Here is a 13,968-nt window from a genome sequence, read left to right on the forward strand (position 1 = left end):
TTTGGCAGGCCTCCGCATCCATGCGGGGGCCTGCCTTCGTTTTAAGCCAAGACCAGCAGTTCGCCGATCTCGCAGTCGAGCGCTTGGCAGATCGCGACGAGAGTGGAGTAGCGGATCGCCTTCGCTCGGTCATTCTTGAGAATCGATAGATTCACCACCGAGACATCGACGAGCTCACTGAGCCGTGCGAGGGTCATCCCACGCTCCGCGAGCAAGTCACCAAGCCTGCAATGCACGCTGCCCATGGGCCTACACCAGCCCATCTGTATCTGCTTGGAGACGCTGGTTCTGCGTAGTCAGCGTCAGGCCAACGGTGACGAGCTCGGCGACCACCAGAATGCCCAGAGCCAAGAACAGCGCACCGAATTCGAAGTAGATCGCGAAGGTCGGTTCGGGCCAGGGGGTGGCGGCGGTAAATTCTTGAGCCGCGCTGGTGAATCCGTCGATCCGCAGGGTTTCTTCACCGGCAAGGCTACTGCCAAAGCCATTCAAGAATTGCCCGAGGGTATTGCCCAGGGCAAGGATCGCCGCTACTAGCCAGCCGGCGCGGCGCAACCGCGGGGTAAACGCCACCCCGGCGCGAAGCCGGTTGCATAACAGGATCACCGCGAGAATCACCGCGCAGCCGGCCAGCCCCTCGAAGATGGCCCCGGAGGCGAGCAGCAGGCGGACACCCAGGCTCAGGTTGCTCGCGGTCACCAGCACTTCGTTGATTTCCGCGGCGACAGCTTCGCCGTGTTCCGGAGTCACGTCCGTGACGTTTGGGTATTCCGGCCAATATGGCACCACCGGAACCAAGACTTCAACCGGGCCGCCGAAGATCAAGACGGCAGCTGACGCGATCGTGGTTACCCCGACTCCGACAAGTCCGATGATCGCTACGATGCGGGTGAAAGCAACAATCGAGGGCCCACGCTTCGAGCCGAAAACCGCGATGAGCAGCAGGGCGAGAGCCCCAATGGCGAGGACTGCTGCGAGTCCGAAGGCTAAGCCCGACATGGCCGATCCTATCGATAGTCGTTAACAACGAATATCGTTATGCTAACTCGGAAGGTTGATGAATACCAGCGGCCTAGGCGAACTCGCTCAGGCCCGAATAGTCGACTTCGTAGTTCTCGATCACCCCGACGGAGAAAACAACCAACCAGATGATGAACGCATAAAGCAATACCGCGATCACCAGGCCGACCCACGAGGTAATCAAGCCGGCCAAACTCAGCCCGCGGCTTGACGGTTCACGGCGCTGGGCCAGATGGCCGGTGATTACCCCGGCCAAGGGAACTAGGATGATTATGCAGAAGCCGAGCATCGAGAGGATGCCCAGCACGAGCGAAGCCGTCGAAAGCCCTGCGGGCTCTCGCGGTTGCTGATACGGATTATTCGGATAGTAAGTCATCGATTTCGATTATTCTATGAACCCGGCCAAAATGCACGAAGACAAGAGGGACCACATGGCACACGAACGAGCCGGAGCGCCTGCGCGCGAGGCAGATCTCATCGACCTGGACGCGGTACTCGACGCGTACGCCTCGATCCTCCCCTCGCCGGAGAACCCGGACCAGGCGGTCATCTTCGGCACCTCCGGGCACCGGGGAAGCTCGCTGAACGGAACGTTCAACGAGCTCCACATCGCGGCCATCACCCAGGCGGTCGTGGACTACCGCAAGTCCGTGGGAATCACCGGGCCGATGTATGTGGGCAAGGACAGCCACGCGCTCTCCGAACCCGCCTATTACACCGCTCTGGAGGTCTTGGCGGGCAATGGCGTGCGGGTTCTCGCCGATGCCGGCCTGACCCCCACCCCGGCGGTCAGCCACGCGATCCTGGTCCACAATGCCGCGGTCGGCGAGCTTGCCGACGGACTGATCATCACCCCTTCGCATAATCCACCGGCCGAGGGCGGCATCAAGTACAACCCGCCGCACGGCGGGCCGGCGGAATCCGAAATCACCGGACCGATCGCGGCTCGGGCCAATGAACTGATGGGCAGCGGGGAGATCCTGCGCGGGGTCGCGAACCCGGAGGACTTCGACTTCCGTGAGCTGTACATTGCGGATTTGGCCCAGGTGATCGACTTCGAGGCGATCGCCGCCTCGGGGATCTCGATCGGCGCGGATCCGCTCGGCGGCGCCTCGGTGCACTACTGGGGTGAGATCTCACGGCGCTACGGGCTGAACCTGAGCGTGGTGAACGAAGAGGTGGATCCGCGCTTTGGCTTCATGACGCTGGATAAGGATGGCAAGATCCGCATGGACTGCTCCTCGCCGCATGCGATGGCCTCGCTGGTCGCGAACCGGGATAAATACGATATCGCCACGGGCAACGATGCGGACGCCGACCGGCACGGAATCGTCACCCCGGATGGCGGCTTGATGAACCCGAACCATTTTCTGGCCGTGGCCATCGACTATCTGCTCACGCACCGCCCGCAGTGGCCCGCCGACGCGCAGATCGGCAAGACGCTGGTCTCTTCGGTGCTGATCGACAAGGTGGTCGCGGCGCATGGGCGCGAACTACGCGAGGTGCCGGTGGGCTTCAAATACTTCGTCGAACCGCTGGCCTCCGGCAAGGTGGCCTTCTGCGGTGAAGAATCGGCCGGAGCGAGCTTCCTGGACTTCAACGGACGGGCGTTCAGCACCGACAAGGACGGGCTGATGCTCGCGCTGCTTGCCAGTGAAATCCGCGCGGTGACCGGCAAGAGCCCGAGCCAGCGGCATGCGGAGCTGGTCGCCACGCACGGGCAGAGTTTCTATGACCGCTTCGATGCCCCGGCAACCCGGGCGCAGAAGGTCGTGCTGGGCAAGCTGGACCCGCAGGCGGTCACCGCGACCGAGCTCGCCGCGGATCCGATCACCGCGAAGCTCACCGAGGCCTCGGGATTCGCCATTGGCGGGCTGAAGGTCTCCAGCGAACACGCGTGGTTTGCCGCACGCCCCTCGGGGACCGAGGACATCTACAAGATCTACGCCGAATCCACCCGCTCGGCCGAGCACCTCGCGCAGGTATTGCGCGAGGCCCAGCTCATAGTTAATGCCGCACTGGCCGCCTAGCGCAGGTTCCAGGGGTCGATTTTGACCTCCGGCTGCTTGCGCGTCTTCCACCAGTGGCCCGCCCAGAGCAGCAGGAAGAGCGGCAGCCCGATATAGCTGGAGAGCACCTCCAGCACCCGGCCCTGGATCACCGCCTCGTAGTTCTGCCCGGCGATCACCACGATCAAGATCACGAAGGCGAGGATCGGGCCCAGCGGGAAAAGCGGCGCCCGGTAGGGAAGCTTGGCCAGGTCCTGCCCGCTGGCGATGTATGCCTTGCGGAACTTGTAGTGGCTGACCGCGATGCCCACCCAGGCGATAAATCCGGACAGGCCCGAGACGTTCAGCAGCCAGGTGTAGGCCGAGCCTTGCCCGATGAGGGCGGTGAGGAAGCCGAAGAGGCCCACCGAAGCGGTTAAAAGCATGGCCGGCACGGGCACTCCGCGGCGGTTGAGGCGACCGAAGATCTTCGGCGCCTTGCCGTCGCGGGCCATCGAATAAAGCATGCGCGCAGAGGCATACAGTCCGGAGTTGCCCGCCGAAAGGATCGCGGAGAGGATCACCGCATTCATCAGTGCCGCGGCGAAGGCGATGCCGGCGCGCTCGAAGACCATGGTGAATGGCGAATTGGCGATATCCGACTCACCGCTGGCGAGCAGGGTTGGGTCGGTATATGGCAGCAGGGTGCCGATGATGAAGATTGCGCCCACGTAGAAGAGCATGATGCGCCAGAAGATCGCCTTGATCGCCTTGGGGATATCGCGCTGCGGATTCTCCGCTTCGCCGGCGGCCACACCCACCAGCTCGGTGCCCTGGAAGGAGAAGCCGGCGATCATGAACACCGAGACCACCGAGAGCCACCCGCCGACGAACGGCGCGTCTCCGGTTGACCAGTTGCTGAAGCCCGGGGAGTTGCCGCCCATAATGCCCAGCACCATGGCTACGCCGCAGATGAGGAACACGATCACCGTGATGACCTTGATCATCGCCAGCCAATATTCGCTTTCGCCGAAGGCCTTGGTGGACAGCGCGTTCAGGGCGGTGAGCAAGAGCAGGAAGATCCCGGCCCAGATCCAACCGGGGACGTCCGGCAACCAGTAGGACATCACGATGCCCGCGGCAACCAGTTCCGCGGCTACGGTAATGGCCCAGTTGAACCAGTAGTTCCAGCCGATGGCGAAGCCGAAGTGGCGGTTGACGAAGACCGAAGCATAGGTCTGGAAGGATCCTGCCACCGGCAAACGTGCGCTCATTTCGCCCAAGGACTGCATCAGGAGCAAGACCATCAGGCCGATCAGCGCGTAGGCGAGCAGCGAACCGCCCGGGCCTGCCTGGGCGATCGTGCCGCCGGAGGCGACAAAGAGTCCGGTGCCAATCGACCCGCCGATGGCGATCATCTGCATATGGCGCGCTTTGAGGCCACGCTTCAAACCATCGGTGGACGGTGCGGGCTCGGTCATGCAAATGCTCCTGAAGTAAGGTTTTTGGGCCTTAACAATCATTCCACTTGGAAAGCTTCAGCAGCTATGAACCGCGCTACAGTAAGCGATCAATAATCTTTCGCTTAGCCCATGTATATGGAGGATATATTGCGCTCAAGGTGTCAATGACCGTCGTTTTGCTGAGTTCTGAGCGGATTTGTGAAAGCCGATCGAAGCCATACTTGCCGTGATAGGACCCCATTCCGCTGGCCCCCACCCCGCCGAAGGGCAGGGACGGGACTACCGCCTGGGCCATGGGCGCATTGTGCACAATCGCGCCGGCGCGCACTCGATCCGAGAAGATCGACTGCAGCCGCGGGGACTCGCTCATCAGGTAGGCGGCCAACGGGGAGGGGCGCGAGGCGATGAATTCAAGCGCCTCGTCGAAGGAGGCCACCTCGATGACCGGAAGGATCGGACCGAAGATTTCTTCCTGCATCAGCCTCGAGCCGAGGTCGACATGGCGCATGATGGTCGGGGCGATGCGCAAGGTGTCCGCGTCGTAGTCGCCGCCATGGACCACCTCACCCGAATCGAGCATGCCCACCAGCCGGTCGAAATGCTTCCGGCTGACGATTCGGCCATAATCCGGGTGGTTGATCGGGTCTTTGCCGTAGAAGCCGGCAATTGCCTGGCCAAGCCGTGAAATTAGCGCGTCGGTGTCCCCGAAAGAGAGCACATAGTCCGGGGCCACGCAGGTCTGTCCGGTATTCATGAACTTCGCATAGGCCAGGCGCTTGGCGGTGGGCAACGAGTTGTTGTCTACCACCGCCGGGCTTTTGCCGCCGAGTTCCAGGGTGGTGGGCGTCAGCTGCTTGGCGGCCGCTTCGGCGACCACCCGCGCGACCTGCTGTCCACCGGTGAAGAAGATGTGGTCCCAGCGTGCGGCGAGCAGCTCGGTGGCGGTGTCGACGCCGCCCTCGAGGACCGCGTAGACCCGGGCGTCCAGGTACATCGGGAGCAGTTTCGCCAGCACCCCCGAGGTGGCCGGTGCGAGCTCCGAAGGCTTGAGCACCGCGGCGTTTCCGGCGGCGATCGCGGCGACCAGTGGAGCCAGCATCAACTGCAAGGGATAGTTCCACGGCCCGATGATCAGCACGACCCCCAGCGGCCGGGGTTCGACCTTGGCCATGGCCGGCTGCAGCGCGAGGGGAACCTTGACGGCGGTTGAATCCATCCACTCCGAGAGATGCCGTTGGGCATGGTCGATTTCGGAACGGACCACGTCGATTTCGCTGAATTTCGCCTCGGTGGCGCTCTTGCCAAGGTCCTCGGCGAGCGCGTCGAGGAATTCTCCCGTGCGTTCGGCCAACATCTTTTCCAGGGCACGCAGCTGCTGGGCGCGAAAGCGCCGCGGGTGCGTAATGCGGGTGTCGGCGGAGCGGCGCAGGTGCCCGAGGACCTCGGTGATGCGCGAGGGGTGCTCGTCTACCGGCGGTGCGGCGTCGCCGACGGGATCTGGAAGCGGATTTGAGGTAAAGAGACCCATGGCTCGATGCTACTTCATTGATTCCCCGGGATATTCCATTTGTATCAGGTGTTTGATACATTAGTTTTTCAACTTACGGAGGTAATTATGGATCAGCTCTCCACCGCCGCGTTCAGCATGGCGATCGGCGCAGCCCTGATCTACGCGTGGCTGCGCACGGTTGCCCGTCAAGACAACAGGCCCGCACTGCTGCGGGCGAGATCCCACTCCTTCTGGTGCGCGTTGATTGCCTTCTTCGTAAGCAGTTCCGGCGGGGTGAGCAACCAGCAAGCGGCCAACGCCGACGCCGGCGAATCCCTGTGGGCCAGCGACCTGCTCGCCGCCACCGGTCCGGCACTCTGGCTGCTGTCGATCTATCTGATCGGCCTCTACTCCTGGCCGTCGTCGGTGGCGAATGTGCGCGCGGCCTCCCTGGAACCTCGCTCGGTGATGACGCCGTTGCCTAAGGCCTTGAGTGCCGTGGCCGCGCTGGTACTCCTCGGCGCCGGTCTTACCCTGTGGATGATCCGCGACGTCACCGGGGTCCCCCCGCAATATGCGGTTGCCTCCTCGGACGCCTACGGAAGCACCTGGGTTTCGCAGTCCGCGACCGACGGGCTGCGTGCGGCGGACCAGATGCTGGCCCTGTTTGCCATCAACCTGGCCTCCCTGGCGCTGGCCCTGCTCATCGCGATGCTCTTCATTTTGCTGCGCAAACCGCTTGGTTCGCTCAGCCCCCACGATAACCAGGTATTGCGCGAAGTCTGGCTCAACCGGCTGCTGCGCACCTCGACCCTGGCCTTTGCGTCCGTTGGAGCCTCGGCGCTGCATTACAAGGCCTCGTGGCTTATGTCGCTGGATCGCACCATGTATCAACCCTGGCAAAACACCGCCAACGTGGCCATGCTCATCACCTTCATCGCCATGGCATTGTGGAAGCCACCGGAAAATTTTGCCAGAACCACTAGCCCAAAGCCAGCCTCCTCCTTTTTGCGGATGCGCGAAAATTTGCTTGCCATTGGATTCCTCACCACCGCACTCACACTCATCGCACTGGCCTGCTCCTCCTCGCTTGTGCAGACCGAGTACGCGGACAATGCGCGCCCCGGTGAGAACGCCCCGCAGGCAATTGTGTCGCTCCTGGTGGTAGCCCTCTTGTTCTTGGTGCTCAATGCCGGGTTCCTGGGCTACCTGCACCTGAAGTCCAGGGGAACCCATTCACTGGCTCGGCACAGCGCAGACCTGCCGCGCTATGTCTATGTGCTCGCCGGGCTCTTGCTCATCGGCGCCACATACCTGCTGATCAATCCACCATTCGAATATTTTTGGGGTCTAGTTCCGGTCAAACCGGTCTTCGCGCTGGGTGCGCTCCTCGCGTTGCTTGCCGCTACCGCCTGCCACATCTGGTGGGTTCGGCGTGCGGCCTTGCCTTGGGATGTCACCGTGGAGCAAGAAATTTGGTACCGCCAGGTCCACGAACTACGCGCCCTCCGCGTAGTCACCGCGGCGGCCGTCACCATGCTGGCCTGGGGTTACGAGGCAGGTCCCTACGTTTCGGCCGTGGGGATCATCGTCTTCTGCTGCCCGGCAGTGATCATTTTGGCCCGCCCAGAAGCTCGGGTGCCGCAGCGCGTATGAGCCACCATATTTTCGTGGACCTGGACGCGGCGGTCCCGCCCTATGAACAGATCCGCACACAAATCTCATCGCTGATTTCCTTGGGCGAGCTGCCGGCGGGAAGCAAGCTGCCTACGGTGCGCGCACTGGCCACCGATTTGGGGGTCGCTTCCGGGACGGTGGCCCGCGCCTACAAGGAACTCGAGGCCACCGGCCTGGTTTCCTCCCGACGGCGTGCCGGAACGCTGGTGAACGCCGGAGCGGATATGGAGAAATCCTCCGGTGATCTGGTTCAAGCGGTGGATCGGGTATGGGAATTAGCCCGAGCTCAGGGAATCGATGAGGCCACCGTCAGGGCGCTGGTGCAACGCCGCGCACGGCAATAATTTGTTCTTCCGCGGCTTTGGTGAGTACGCTCTAGCCAGTGACACGGGGTGTCGGATTCACCGACTGAGATGAGACCCGTCGAACCTGAACTAGTTCAAACTAGCGGAGGGATGTCGCATGACCCTGACTTCCGTTGCCCGGAATTATCGGCAACAATCCCCTTTGGTGTTTTGCCTGACCAATACCGTGGTCGCCAACTTCACCGCGAATGCACTGCTGGCCTCCGGGGCGGCTCCGGCGATGACCAACCTGCCCGGCGAAGCCGGGCCATTTGCCGCGGTGGCCTCCGCGGTCCTGGTGAACCTGGGCACTCCGAGCACCGAACAGCTGCGCGCCATGGACGAAGCGGTCCATGGGGCGAACCAGGCCGGCACCCCCTGGGTGCTGGACCCGGTGGCCGTGGGCGCATTGCCGGTACGCACTGACTTCGCGCGAAAAATCGTGGCCCAGCGCCCCACCCTGATCCGCGGCAATGCCTCGGAGATTCTGGCGCTGGCCGGGCGCAGCTCGACCGGGCGCGGAGTGGACGCGCAGGACACCGTGCACGCGGCCATCGAGGCTGGACGCGAGTTGGCCATCGAATATGGTTCGGTGGTCGCGATCTCCGGAGCGGCCGATGCGATCATCGATGCCAAGCGCACCACGCTGGTGCACAGCAACGGGATCGGCTTGACCGGGATTACCGGCGGCGGCTGCGCCCTGGGTGCAATCTGCGCCGGGATGCTCGCGGTGAGCGAAGACCCGTTCGACGCGGCCATCGCAGCCCACGGCCTGTACGGACTGGCCGCCGAAAAGGCCCTGGCCATCGGCCGCGGCCCGGGTAGTTTCGCCGCGGCCTTCCTCGACGAACTCTCGCTGCTGGACCCCGACGAATTGCACAACCTGCGCCTTGAGGAGGCAAATAATGCGTGATCTGGGAATCTACCTGGTAGCCAACACCGAAAGCTGCCAGCCGCGCAGCACCCTGGAAGTCATCGAAGGCGCGGTGGCCGCGGGAGTGCAGTGGGTGCAGCTGCGGGCCAAGAACGAGACGGCCCGCGAATTCTTCGAACTGACCTGCGCGGCGGCGGAACTCACCGCCGGCAAGGCCGAGCTGCTGGTCAACGACCGCATCGACGTATTCCTCGCCGCACGCGCCGCGGGGGCCGCGGTCACCGGCATCCATATCGGGCAGAAGGATATTGCGGTGCGCTACGCCCGCGAAATCATCGGCGAGGGGATTATCGGGCTCAGCGCGTCCACCGATGAACAGCTGGCCGGGGCCAACGCCGACGCGAAATACCTCGATTACCTGGGGGTCGGGGCGATCCGCGCGACGCCCACGAAGAAGGACCATCCCACCCCGCTGGGCATCGATGGATTCCTGCGGGCCAATCGGCTCACCGAGCTGCCCTGCGTGGCCATCGGCTCGCTGACCGCCGCGGACGCCGCGGCGCTGCGCGGCGGCGGGGCCGCCGGCATGGCGGTGGTCCGCGCGATCTGCGCCGCGGAGGATCCACAGGCGGCGAGCGCCGAACTGCGCAATCTCTGGGAAGGCGCCAAATGAGTCCCAACATTCTTTCGATCGCCGGCTCCGACCCCTCGGGAGGTGCGGGAATCCAGGCAGACCTGAAGGCCATCGGCGCCAACGGCGGCTACGGCATGGCCGTGATTACCGCGCTCACCGCGCAGAATACCCTCGGCGTGGATGCGGTGCAGGCCGTCGACGCGGGGTTCGTGGCCAAGCAGCTGGAATCGGTGTCCGCAGATGTGCGCATCGACGCGATCAAGATCGGCATGCTGGCCAATTCACAGATCATCACCGCGGTGTCCCGGTGGCTGGAAACGGTGCACGCTCCGGTGGTGCTGGACCCGGTGATGATCTCGACCAGCGGGGACCGGCTGCTGGCCGATGGTTCGGCGTTGGACGCACTGCTTTCCCGGGCGGATGTGCTCACCCCGAATACCGCAGAGCTTGCGGCCCTGCTCGGCGAGCAACCGGTGCGTGGCTGGGAGGAACTGCTCGAACAGGCCCAACGCCTGGCGGCCAAATACGAGGTGCTGGTGATCGCTAAGGGCGGCCACCTGCCCACCGAACGCTGCCCCGACGCGCTGGTGGGCCCGGCCGGGGTGATCGCCTGCTATGACGGCCCACGCCACGCCACCGCCAACACCCACGGCACCGGTTGCACGCTATCCAGCGCGCTGGCCACGCACTATGCCCGCGGCGGGGATTGGGCCACCGCCCTGGGCGCGGCGAAGGAGTACCTCTTCGCGGCGATTGCCGCGGCCGATGAATTGCAGGTGGGCAGCGGGCACGGACCGGTGAACCACTTTGCCGGGCTCTTCGCGGGGCACAGCGCGGATCCGATGGCCGATTGGTGGGAGCGGATCGCCGAGTTGCGCGGTGGAATCGATGAGCTTCAGTTCATCCTCGAGCTCTCCGCGGGCACGCTGGAGCGCGAACGTTTCGAGTACTACCTGGCCCAGGACGCCCTGTATCTGCAGCGCTATGCGCAGGTGCTCGCGCGGGCCAGCGCGCTGGCCCCGCAGCTCGAGGCGCAACGCTTCTGGGCCAAGGGCGCGGAAGGAATCCTGGAGGGTGAGCTGAAGCTGCACCGCAGCGAGCTACTCGACCTGGCCCCCGAGCCGAGCGCCACCACGTTGAACTACGTCAACCACCTCAGCTCCTGCGCATCCAGCTATCCGGAGCTGATCGCCGCGATCCTGCCCTGCTATTGGATCTATCAGGACATCGGCAATCGGCTGAGCGCCGCGAATCATGCCGGGCACCGGTATGAGAGCTGGCTGGCCACCTACAGTTCGGCGGAGTTCGACGAGGCCACCGCGGCGGCCATCGAGCTGGTCGCCGCCGCCTGGCGGCTCGCGGATCCGGCGCTGCGCGAGCGGATGTGGGATGCATTCCGGCGTTCGGCCGAGCACGAGCTGTCTTTCTTCGCCCAAGCGCACGCGAAGGGCGTAGACTTCTCTACGGCCTAAACGCGGGGCCAGGAATTCTGGAGGAACGCATGAAGTGGAGCATTCACGGCAACGGGAAGACCATCACCGAAGGTGAGGTCGTTGCCCCGGATGAGCGGCTGCATTGGCCGCAGACCATTTCCATCGGAGCCCAGCATATTCTGGCGATGTTCGGCGCCAGCATCCTGGTTCCGACGCTGACCGGTTTCCCGGTGACCACCACGCTGCTGTTCACCGGCGTCGCGACGATCATCTTCTTGCTGATCACGAAGAACAAGGTGCCCAGCTACCTGGGGTCCTCCTTCGCGCTGATCGCCCCGGTGATGGCCTCGAAGGTCGGCGACGACTTCTCCGCGGCGCTGGGCGGCATCGCGATGACCGGTGCGGCGCTGTTCATCGTCGGCGCGATCGTGGCGAAGACCGGCACCCGGTGGATCCACGCGTTGATGCCGCCGGTGGTTATGGGCACCATCGTCGCGCTGATCGGCTTGAACCTCGCCAGCGCCACGCTGGCTCCGATGCGCGATTTCCCGGCGACGACCTTCCTCACGGTGCTCGCCGTGGTGCTGTCCACCGTCGCGTTCAAGGGGCTGCTCGGGCGCCTGTCGATCCTGGTGGGCCTGGTGATCGGCTACGCGATTGCGCTCCTCCAGGGCCAGGTGGACTTTGCCGCCGTGGGTCAGGCGGGCTGGATTGGGCTGCCGCAGTTCCATGCCCCCAGCTTTGACTTCAACGTGGCGTTGATGTTCCTGCCGGCGGTATTCGTGCTGATCGCGGAGAATATCGGCCATGTGCGTACCGTGGGCATCATGACCGGCAAGGACCTCTCCGAATTCAATGGGCGGGCGCTGATGGCCGATGGCGTCGGAACCCTGGTGGCCGGCATGGGCGGCGGCTCGGCGACGACCACCTATGCGGAGAATATCGGCGTGATGGCCGCCTCGCGCGTCTACTCCACCGCGGCCTATTGGGTCGCGGCGATTGCCGCGATAGCGCTGGCCTTCCTGCCGAAATTCGGGGCCTTGATCAATACCATTCCGGCCGGGGTGATCGGCGGGCTGGGGATCGTGCTGTACGGAATGATCGGCATTATCGGTGCCCGGTTGTGGATCGAGGCGAAGGTGGATTTCCAGAACCCGGTGAACCTGATGACCGCCGGAACCGGACTGATTATCGCGATTGCGGTCACCACCGATCTGACCTTCGGCCAGTTCCAGGTGGGCGGCATCGCGCTGGGCACCATTGCGACCCTTGTGGTTTACCACCTGATGAATACCGTGGCCAAGCTGCGCAATAGCACCCTTGAACCGGTTGAGCGCTAAGCCAAGACCGAAGAACCAGCCGGCATTGTGACGAAGCTCACGATGCCGGTTTTCTTTTGCCCTCCTGGAGAGGCCCGGCCTCGGCACCTTACCCGATTTGCGCGGGATTTCGGGGCTGGGTTGCGCGGATCCCCGAACCGCCCGAACACCTATTGTAAGGATTCTTTCCAAATTATGGCCAAGGTCGCATAAGCCGGCGGCCCGCGCGGGCATAAAACCCGCTGGAAATGTTTTGCGCCCCAGCCCAATCCGATAGCATGGCTCCTTGTGACTGCGACTACATCTGACGGAAAGATATCCGCTCGACTCATCCTGATCGCCCTCGGGGCTGCCCTGGGTGGGTTCGTTTTTGGATATGACTCATCAATCGTTAACGGCACCGTGGACGCTGTCGAGCACGAGTTCGGGCTCAACGCGCTAACCATCGGTTTCACCGTTTCCTGCGCCCTGCTTGGCGCTGCGCTCGGCGCCTGGATCGCCGGAATGGTCTCCGAACGCATAGGCCGCGTGCGCACCATGGTGATCGCCTCCGCGATGCTGCTGATCTCCGCGCTGGGCTGCGGATTGTGCTTCGGCGCGTTCGACCTCATCATCTGGCGCATCGTCGGCGGCATCGGCGTCGGCTTCGCCTCGGTGATCGCCCCGGCCTACATCGCCGAGGTATCCCCCGCCAAGCACCGCGGACGCCTGGGCTCCATGCAGCAGATGGCCATCGTGCTCGGTATCTTCGTCGCCTTCCTGGTCAGCGCGCTGCTGGTCTTCGTGATGGGTTCGGCCGACGCCATCGGCTGGTTCGGCCTTTCGGCCTGGCGCTGGATGTACCTCTCGCTGGCCATCCCGGCGATCCTCTATGGCGTGCTGGCTATGCGCCTACCGGAATCCCCGCGCTATCTGGTCGAGCGGGGCCGCTACGTCGAGGCGGCAACCGTACTGACCCGCGATATGGGCATGGTCCCGGGGGCCGAAACCGAAGCCAAGATCGAGGAAATCCGCAACACGGTCCACGTCGAGCGCCGCCAGGTGTTCAAGGACCTGCTCGGGCGCTTCGGCTTCCACCCGCTGGTGTGGGTGGGCATCCTGCTCTCGGTCTTCCAGCAGTTCGTGGGCATCAACGTAATCTTCTACTACTCCACGACGCTGTGGAAGTCTGTCGGCTTTGCCGAATCCGATTCCTTCACCATCTCGCTGATCACCTCGATCACCAACGTGGTGGCCACGATCGTTGCGGTGCTGCTGATCGACGTGCTCGGCCGCAAGCTGCTGCTGTTGATCGGCTCGTCCATCATGACCGTGTCATTGGGCATGATGGCCATCGCCTTCGCCCAGTCGGTCACCATCGACGGCGCAGTTTCACTGCCCGGCAGCTGGGGCATCGTGGCGCTGGTCTCCGCGAACCTGTTTGTGGTTGGCTTCGGCGCGACCTGGGGTCCAGCCGTCTGGGTGCTGCTCGGCGAAATCTTCCCGAACTCCATCCGCGCGCTGGCGCTCGGCGTTGCCGCCTCCGCCCAGTGGATCGCCAACTTCGCCGTCTCCACCACCTTCCCGACCCTCGCCGAGGCAGGCCTGGCGCTGGCCTACGGCATCTACGCGTTCTTCGCGCTGCTTTCGCTGATCTTCGTGATCTTCATGGTGCGCGAAACCAAGGGACGCCAGCTCGAGGAGATGAGCCTCTAGGACGCAGGAAACTTCCGCCGCTAAGGACGTCG

At 63.9% G+C, this 13,968-nt stretch carries 13 protein-coding genes and 1 riboswitch; of the genes, 8 read left to right on the forward strand and 5 right to left on the reverse strand.

The features are described from left to right. Nucleotides 1–41 precede the first annotated feature (41 nt). The 3 genes from CQ019_RS06710 to CQ019_RS06720 all read right to left on the reverse strand — a co-directional run bounded on the left by CQ019_RS06710 (nucleotide 42) and on the right by CQ019_RS06720 (nucleotide 1,396). Nucleotides 42–263 carry a helix-turn-helix transcriptional regulator gene (locus CQ019_RS06710; RefSeq protein WP_096282964.1) on the reverse strand — a complete coding sequence of 74 codons (222 nt, stop codon included), beginning with the start codon at nucleotides 261–263 and terminating at the stop codon, nucleotides 42–44. Continuing rightward, nucleotides 250–999 carry a hypothetical protein gene (locus CQ019_RS06715; protein ID WP_096282963.1) on the reverse strand — a complete coding sequence of 250 codons (750 nt, stop codon included), beginning with the start codon at nucleotides 997–999 and terminating at the stop codon, nucleotides 250–252. The genes CQ019_RS06710 and CQ019_RS06715 overlap by 14 nt, the downstream gene beginning before the upstream one ends. Before the next feature lie 73 nt (nucleotides 1,000–1,072). Further along, nucleotides 1,073–1,396, reverse strand: coding sequence for a DUF4190 domain-containing protein (locus CQ019_RS06720; RefSeq protein WP_105554094.1), 324 nt, complete (start codon nucleotides 1,394–1,396; stop codon nucleotides 1,073–1,075). A 55-nt stretch (nucleotides 1,397–1,451) separates the two neighbouring features. Here CQ019_RS06720 and pgm point away from each other — a divergent pair, with 55 nt between their 5' ends. Then, nucleotides 1,452–3,050 (forward strand): phosphoglucomutase (alpha-D-glucose-1,6-bisphosphate-dependent), encoded by a 1,599-nt coding sequence (gene pgm / locus CQ019_RS06725; protein ID WP_105569649.1) that lies wholly within the window; start codon nucleotides 1,452–1,454, stop codon nucleotides 3,048–3,050. Here pgm and CQ019_RS06730 read toward each other — a convergent pair. Further along, entirely contained in the window at nucleotides 3,047–4,489 is a 1,443-nt protein-coding gene (locus tag CQ019_RS06730; protein ID WP_105554093.1) for an amino acid permease, read from the reverse strand. The genes pgm and CQ019_RS06730 overlap by 4 nt on opposite strands. A gap of 76 nt (nucleotides 4,490–4,565) precedes the next feature. Then, complete coding sequence (locus tag CQ019_RS06735; RefSeq protein WP_105554092.1) at nucleotides 4,566–5,999, reverse strand: aldehyde dehydrogenase family protein; 1,434 nt, start codon at nucleotides 5,997–5,999, stop codon at nucleotides 4,566–4,568. Nucleotides 6,000–6,086: 87 nt separating this feature from the next. Here CQ019_RS06735 and CQ019_RS06740 point away from each other — a divergent pair, with 87 nt between their 5' ends. The 7 genes from CQ019_RS06740 to CQ019_RS06770 all read left to right on the forward strand — a co-directional run bounded on the left by CQ019_RS06740 (nucleotide 6,087) and on the right by CQ019_RS06770 (nucleotide 13,936). Next, entirely contained in the window at nucleotides 6,087–7,616 is a 1,530-nt protein-coding gene (locus tag CQ019_RS06740; RefSeq protein ID WP_105569314.1) for a hypothetical protein, read from the forward strand. Beyond that, on the forward strand, nucleotides 7,613–7,981 hold the full coding sequence (locus CQ019_RS06745; protein ID WP_105554090.1) for a GntR family transcriptional regulator: 369 nt from the start codon (nucleotides 7,613–7,615) through the stop codon (nucleotides 7,979–7,981). Before CQ019_RS06740 ends, CQ019_RS06745 begins: the two co-directional genes overlap by 4 nt. Nucleotides 7,982–8,015: 34 nt before the next feature. Continuing rightward, nucleotides 8,016–8,110, forward strand: a riboswitch (TPP riboswitch). Then, nucleotides 8,100–8,894, forward strand: coding sequence for a hydroxyethylthiazole kinase (gene thiM, locus CQ019_RS06750; protein ID WP_105554089.1), 795 nt, complete (start codon nucleotides 8,100–8,102; stop codon nucleotides 8,892–8,894). It overlaps the preceding riboswitch by 11 nt. Then, the gene (gene thiE / locus CQ019_RS06755) at nucleotides 8,887–9,528 is read left to right on the forward strand and encodes a thiamine phosphate synthase (protein ID WP_105554088.1); all 642 of its coding nucleotides are present in this window, start codon (nucleotides 8,887–8,889) and stop codon (nucleotides 9,526–9,528) included. Before thiM ends, thiE begins: the two co-directional genes overlap by 8 nt. Further along, nucleotides 9,525–10,961: a bifunctional hydroxymethylpyrimidine kinase/phosphomethylpyrimidine kinase gene (gene thiD, locus CQ019_RS06760; protein ID WP_105554087.1), complete on the forward strand. Its 1,437-nt coding sequence runs from the start codon at nucleotides 9,525–9,527 to the stop codon at nucleotides 10,959–10,961. The genes thiE and thiD overlap by 4 nt, the downstream gene beginning before the upstream one ends. 29 nt (nucleotides 10,962–10,990) lie before the next feature. Beyond that, nucleotides 10,991–12,262, forward strand: a complete 1,272-nt coding sequence (locus tag CQ019_RS06765; protein ID WP_105554086.1) for a uracil-xanthine permease family protein — start codon at nucleotides 10,991–10,993, stop codon at nucleotides 12,260–12,262. Between the two features lie 267 nt (nucleotides 12,263–12,529). Beyond that, nucleotides 12,530–13,936 (forward strand): sugar porter family MFS transporter, encoded by a 1,407-nt coding sequence (locus CQ019_RS06770; RefSeq protein WP_105554085.1) that lies wholly within the window; start codon nucleotides 12,530–12,532, stop codon nucleotides 13,934–13,936. Nucleotides 13,937–13,968 lie beyond the last annotated feature (32 nt).

Origin of the sequence: Arthrobacter sp. MYb229, assembly GCF_002975405.1 — a bacterium.
GTDB lineage: Bacteria > Actinomycetota > Actinomycetes > Actinomycetales > Micrococcaceae > Glutamicibacter.

Bases quoted from the DNA above. Each gene is read 5' to 3' on its own strand.
- CQ019_RS06710 (WP_096282964.1), bottom strand. From the start codon at position 263: ATGGGCTGGTGTAGGCCCATGGGCAGCGTGCATTGCAGGCTTGGTGAC.
- CQ019_RS06715 (WP_096282963.1), bottom strand. From the start codon at position 999: ATGTCGGGCTTAGCCTTCGGACTCGCAGCAGTCCTCGCCATTGGGGCT.
- CQ019_RS06720 (WP_105554094.1), bottom strand. From the start codon at position 1,396: ATGACTTACTATCCGAATAATCCGTATCAGCAACCGCGAGAGCCCGCA.
- pgm (WP_105569649.1), top strand. From the start codon at position 1,452: ATGGCACACGAACGAGCCGGAGCGCCTGCGCGCGAGGCAGATCTCATC.
- CQ019_RS06730 (WP_105554093.1), bottom strand. From the start codon at position 4,489: ATGACCGAGCCCGCACCGTCCACCGATGGTTTGAAGCGTGGCCTCAAA.
- CQ019_RS06735 (WP_105554092.1), bottom strand. From the start codon at position 5,999: ATGGGTCTCTTTACCTCAAATCCGCTTCCAGATCCCGTCGGCGACGCC.
- CQ019_RS06740 (WP_105569314.1), top strand. From the start codon at position 6,087: ATGGATCAGCTCTCCACCGCCGCGTTCAGCATGGCGATCGGCGCAGCC.
- CQ019_RS06745 (WP_105554090.1), top strand. From the start codon at position 7,613: ATGAGCCACCATATTTTCGTGGACCTGGACGCGGCGGTCCCGCCCTAT.
- thiM (WP_105554089.1), top strand. From the start codon at position 8,100: ATGACCCTGACTTCCGTTGCCCGGAATTATCGGCAACAATCCCCTTTG.
- thiE (WP_105554088.1), top strand. From the start codon at position 8,887: ATGCGTGATCTGGGAATCTACCTGGTAGCCAACACCGAAAGCTGCCAG.
- thiD (WP_105554087.1), top strand. From the start codon at position 9,525: ATGAGTCCCAACATTCTTTCGATCGCCGGCTCCGACCCCTCGGGAGGT.
- CQ019_RS06765 (WP_105554086.1), top strand. From the start codon at position 10,991: ATGAAGTGGAGCATTCACGGCAACGGGAAGACCATCACCGAAGGTGAG.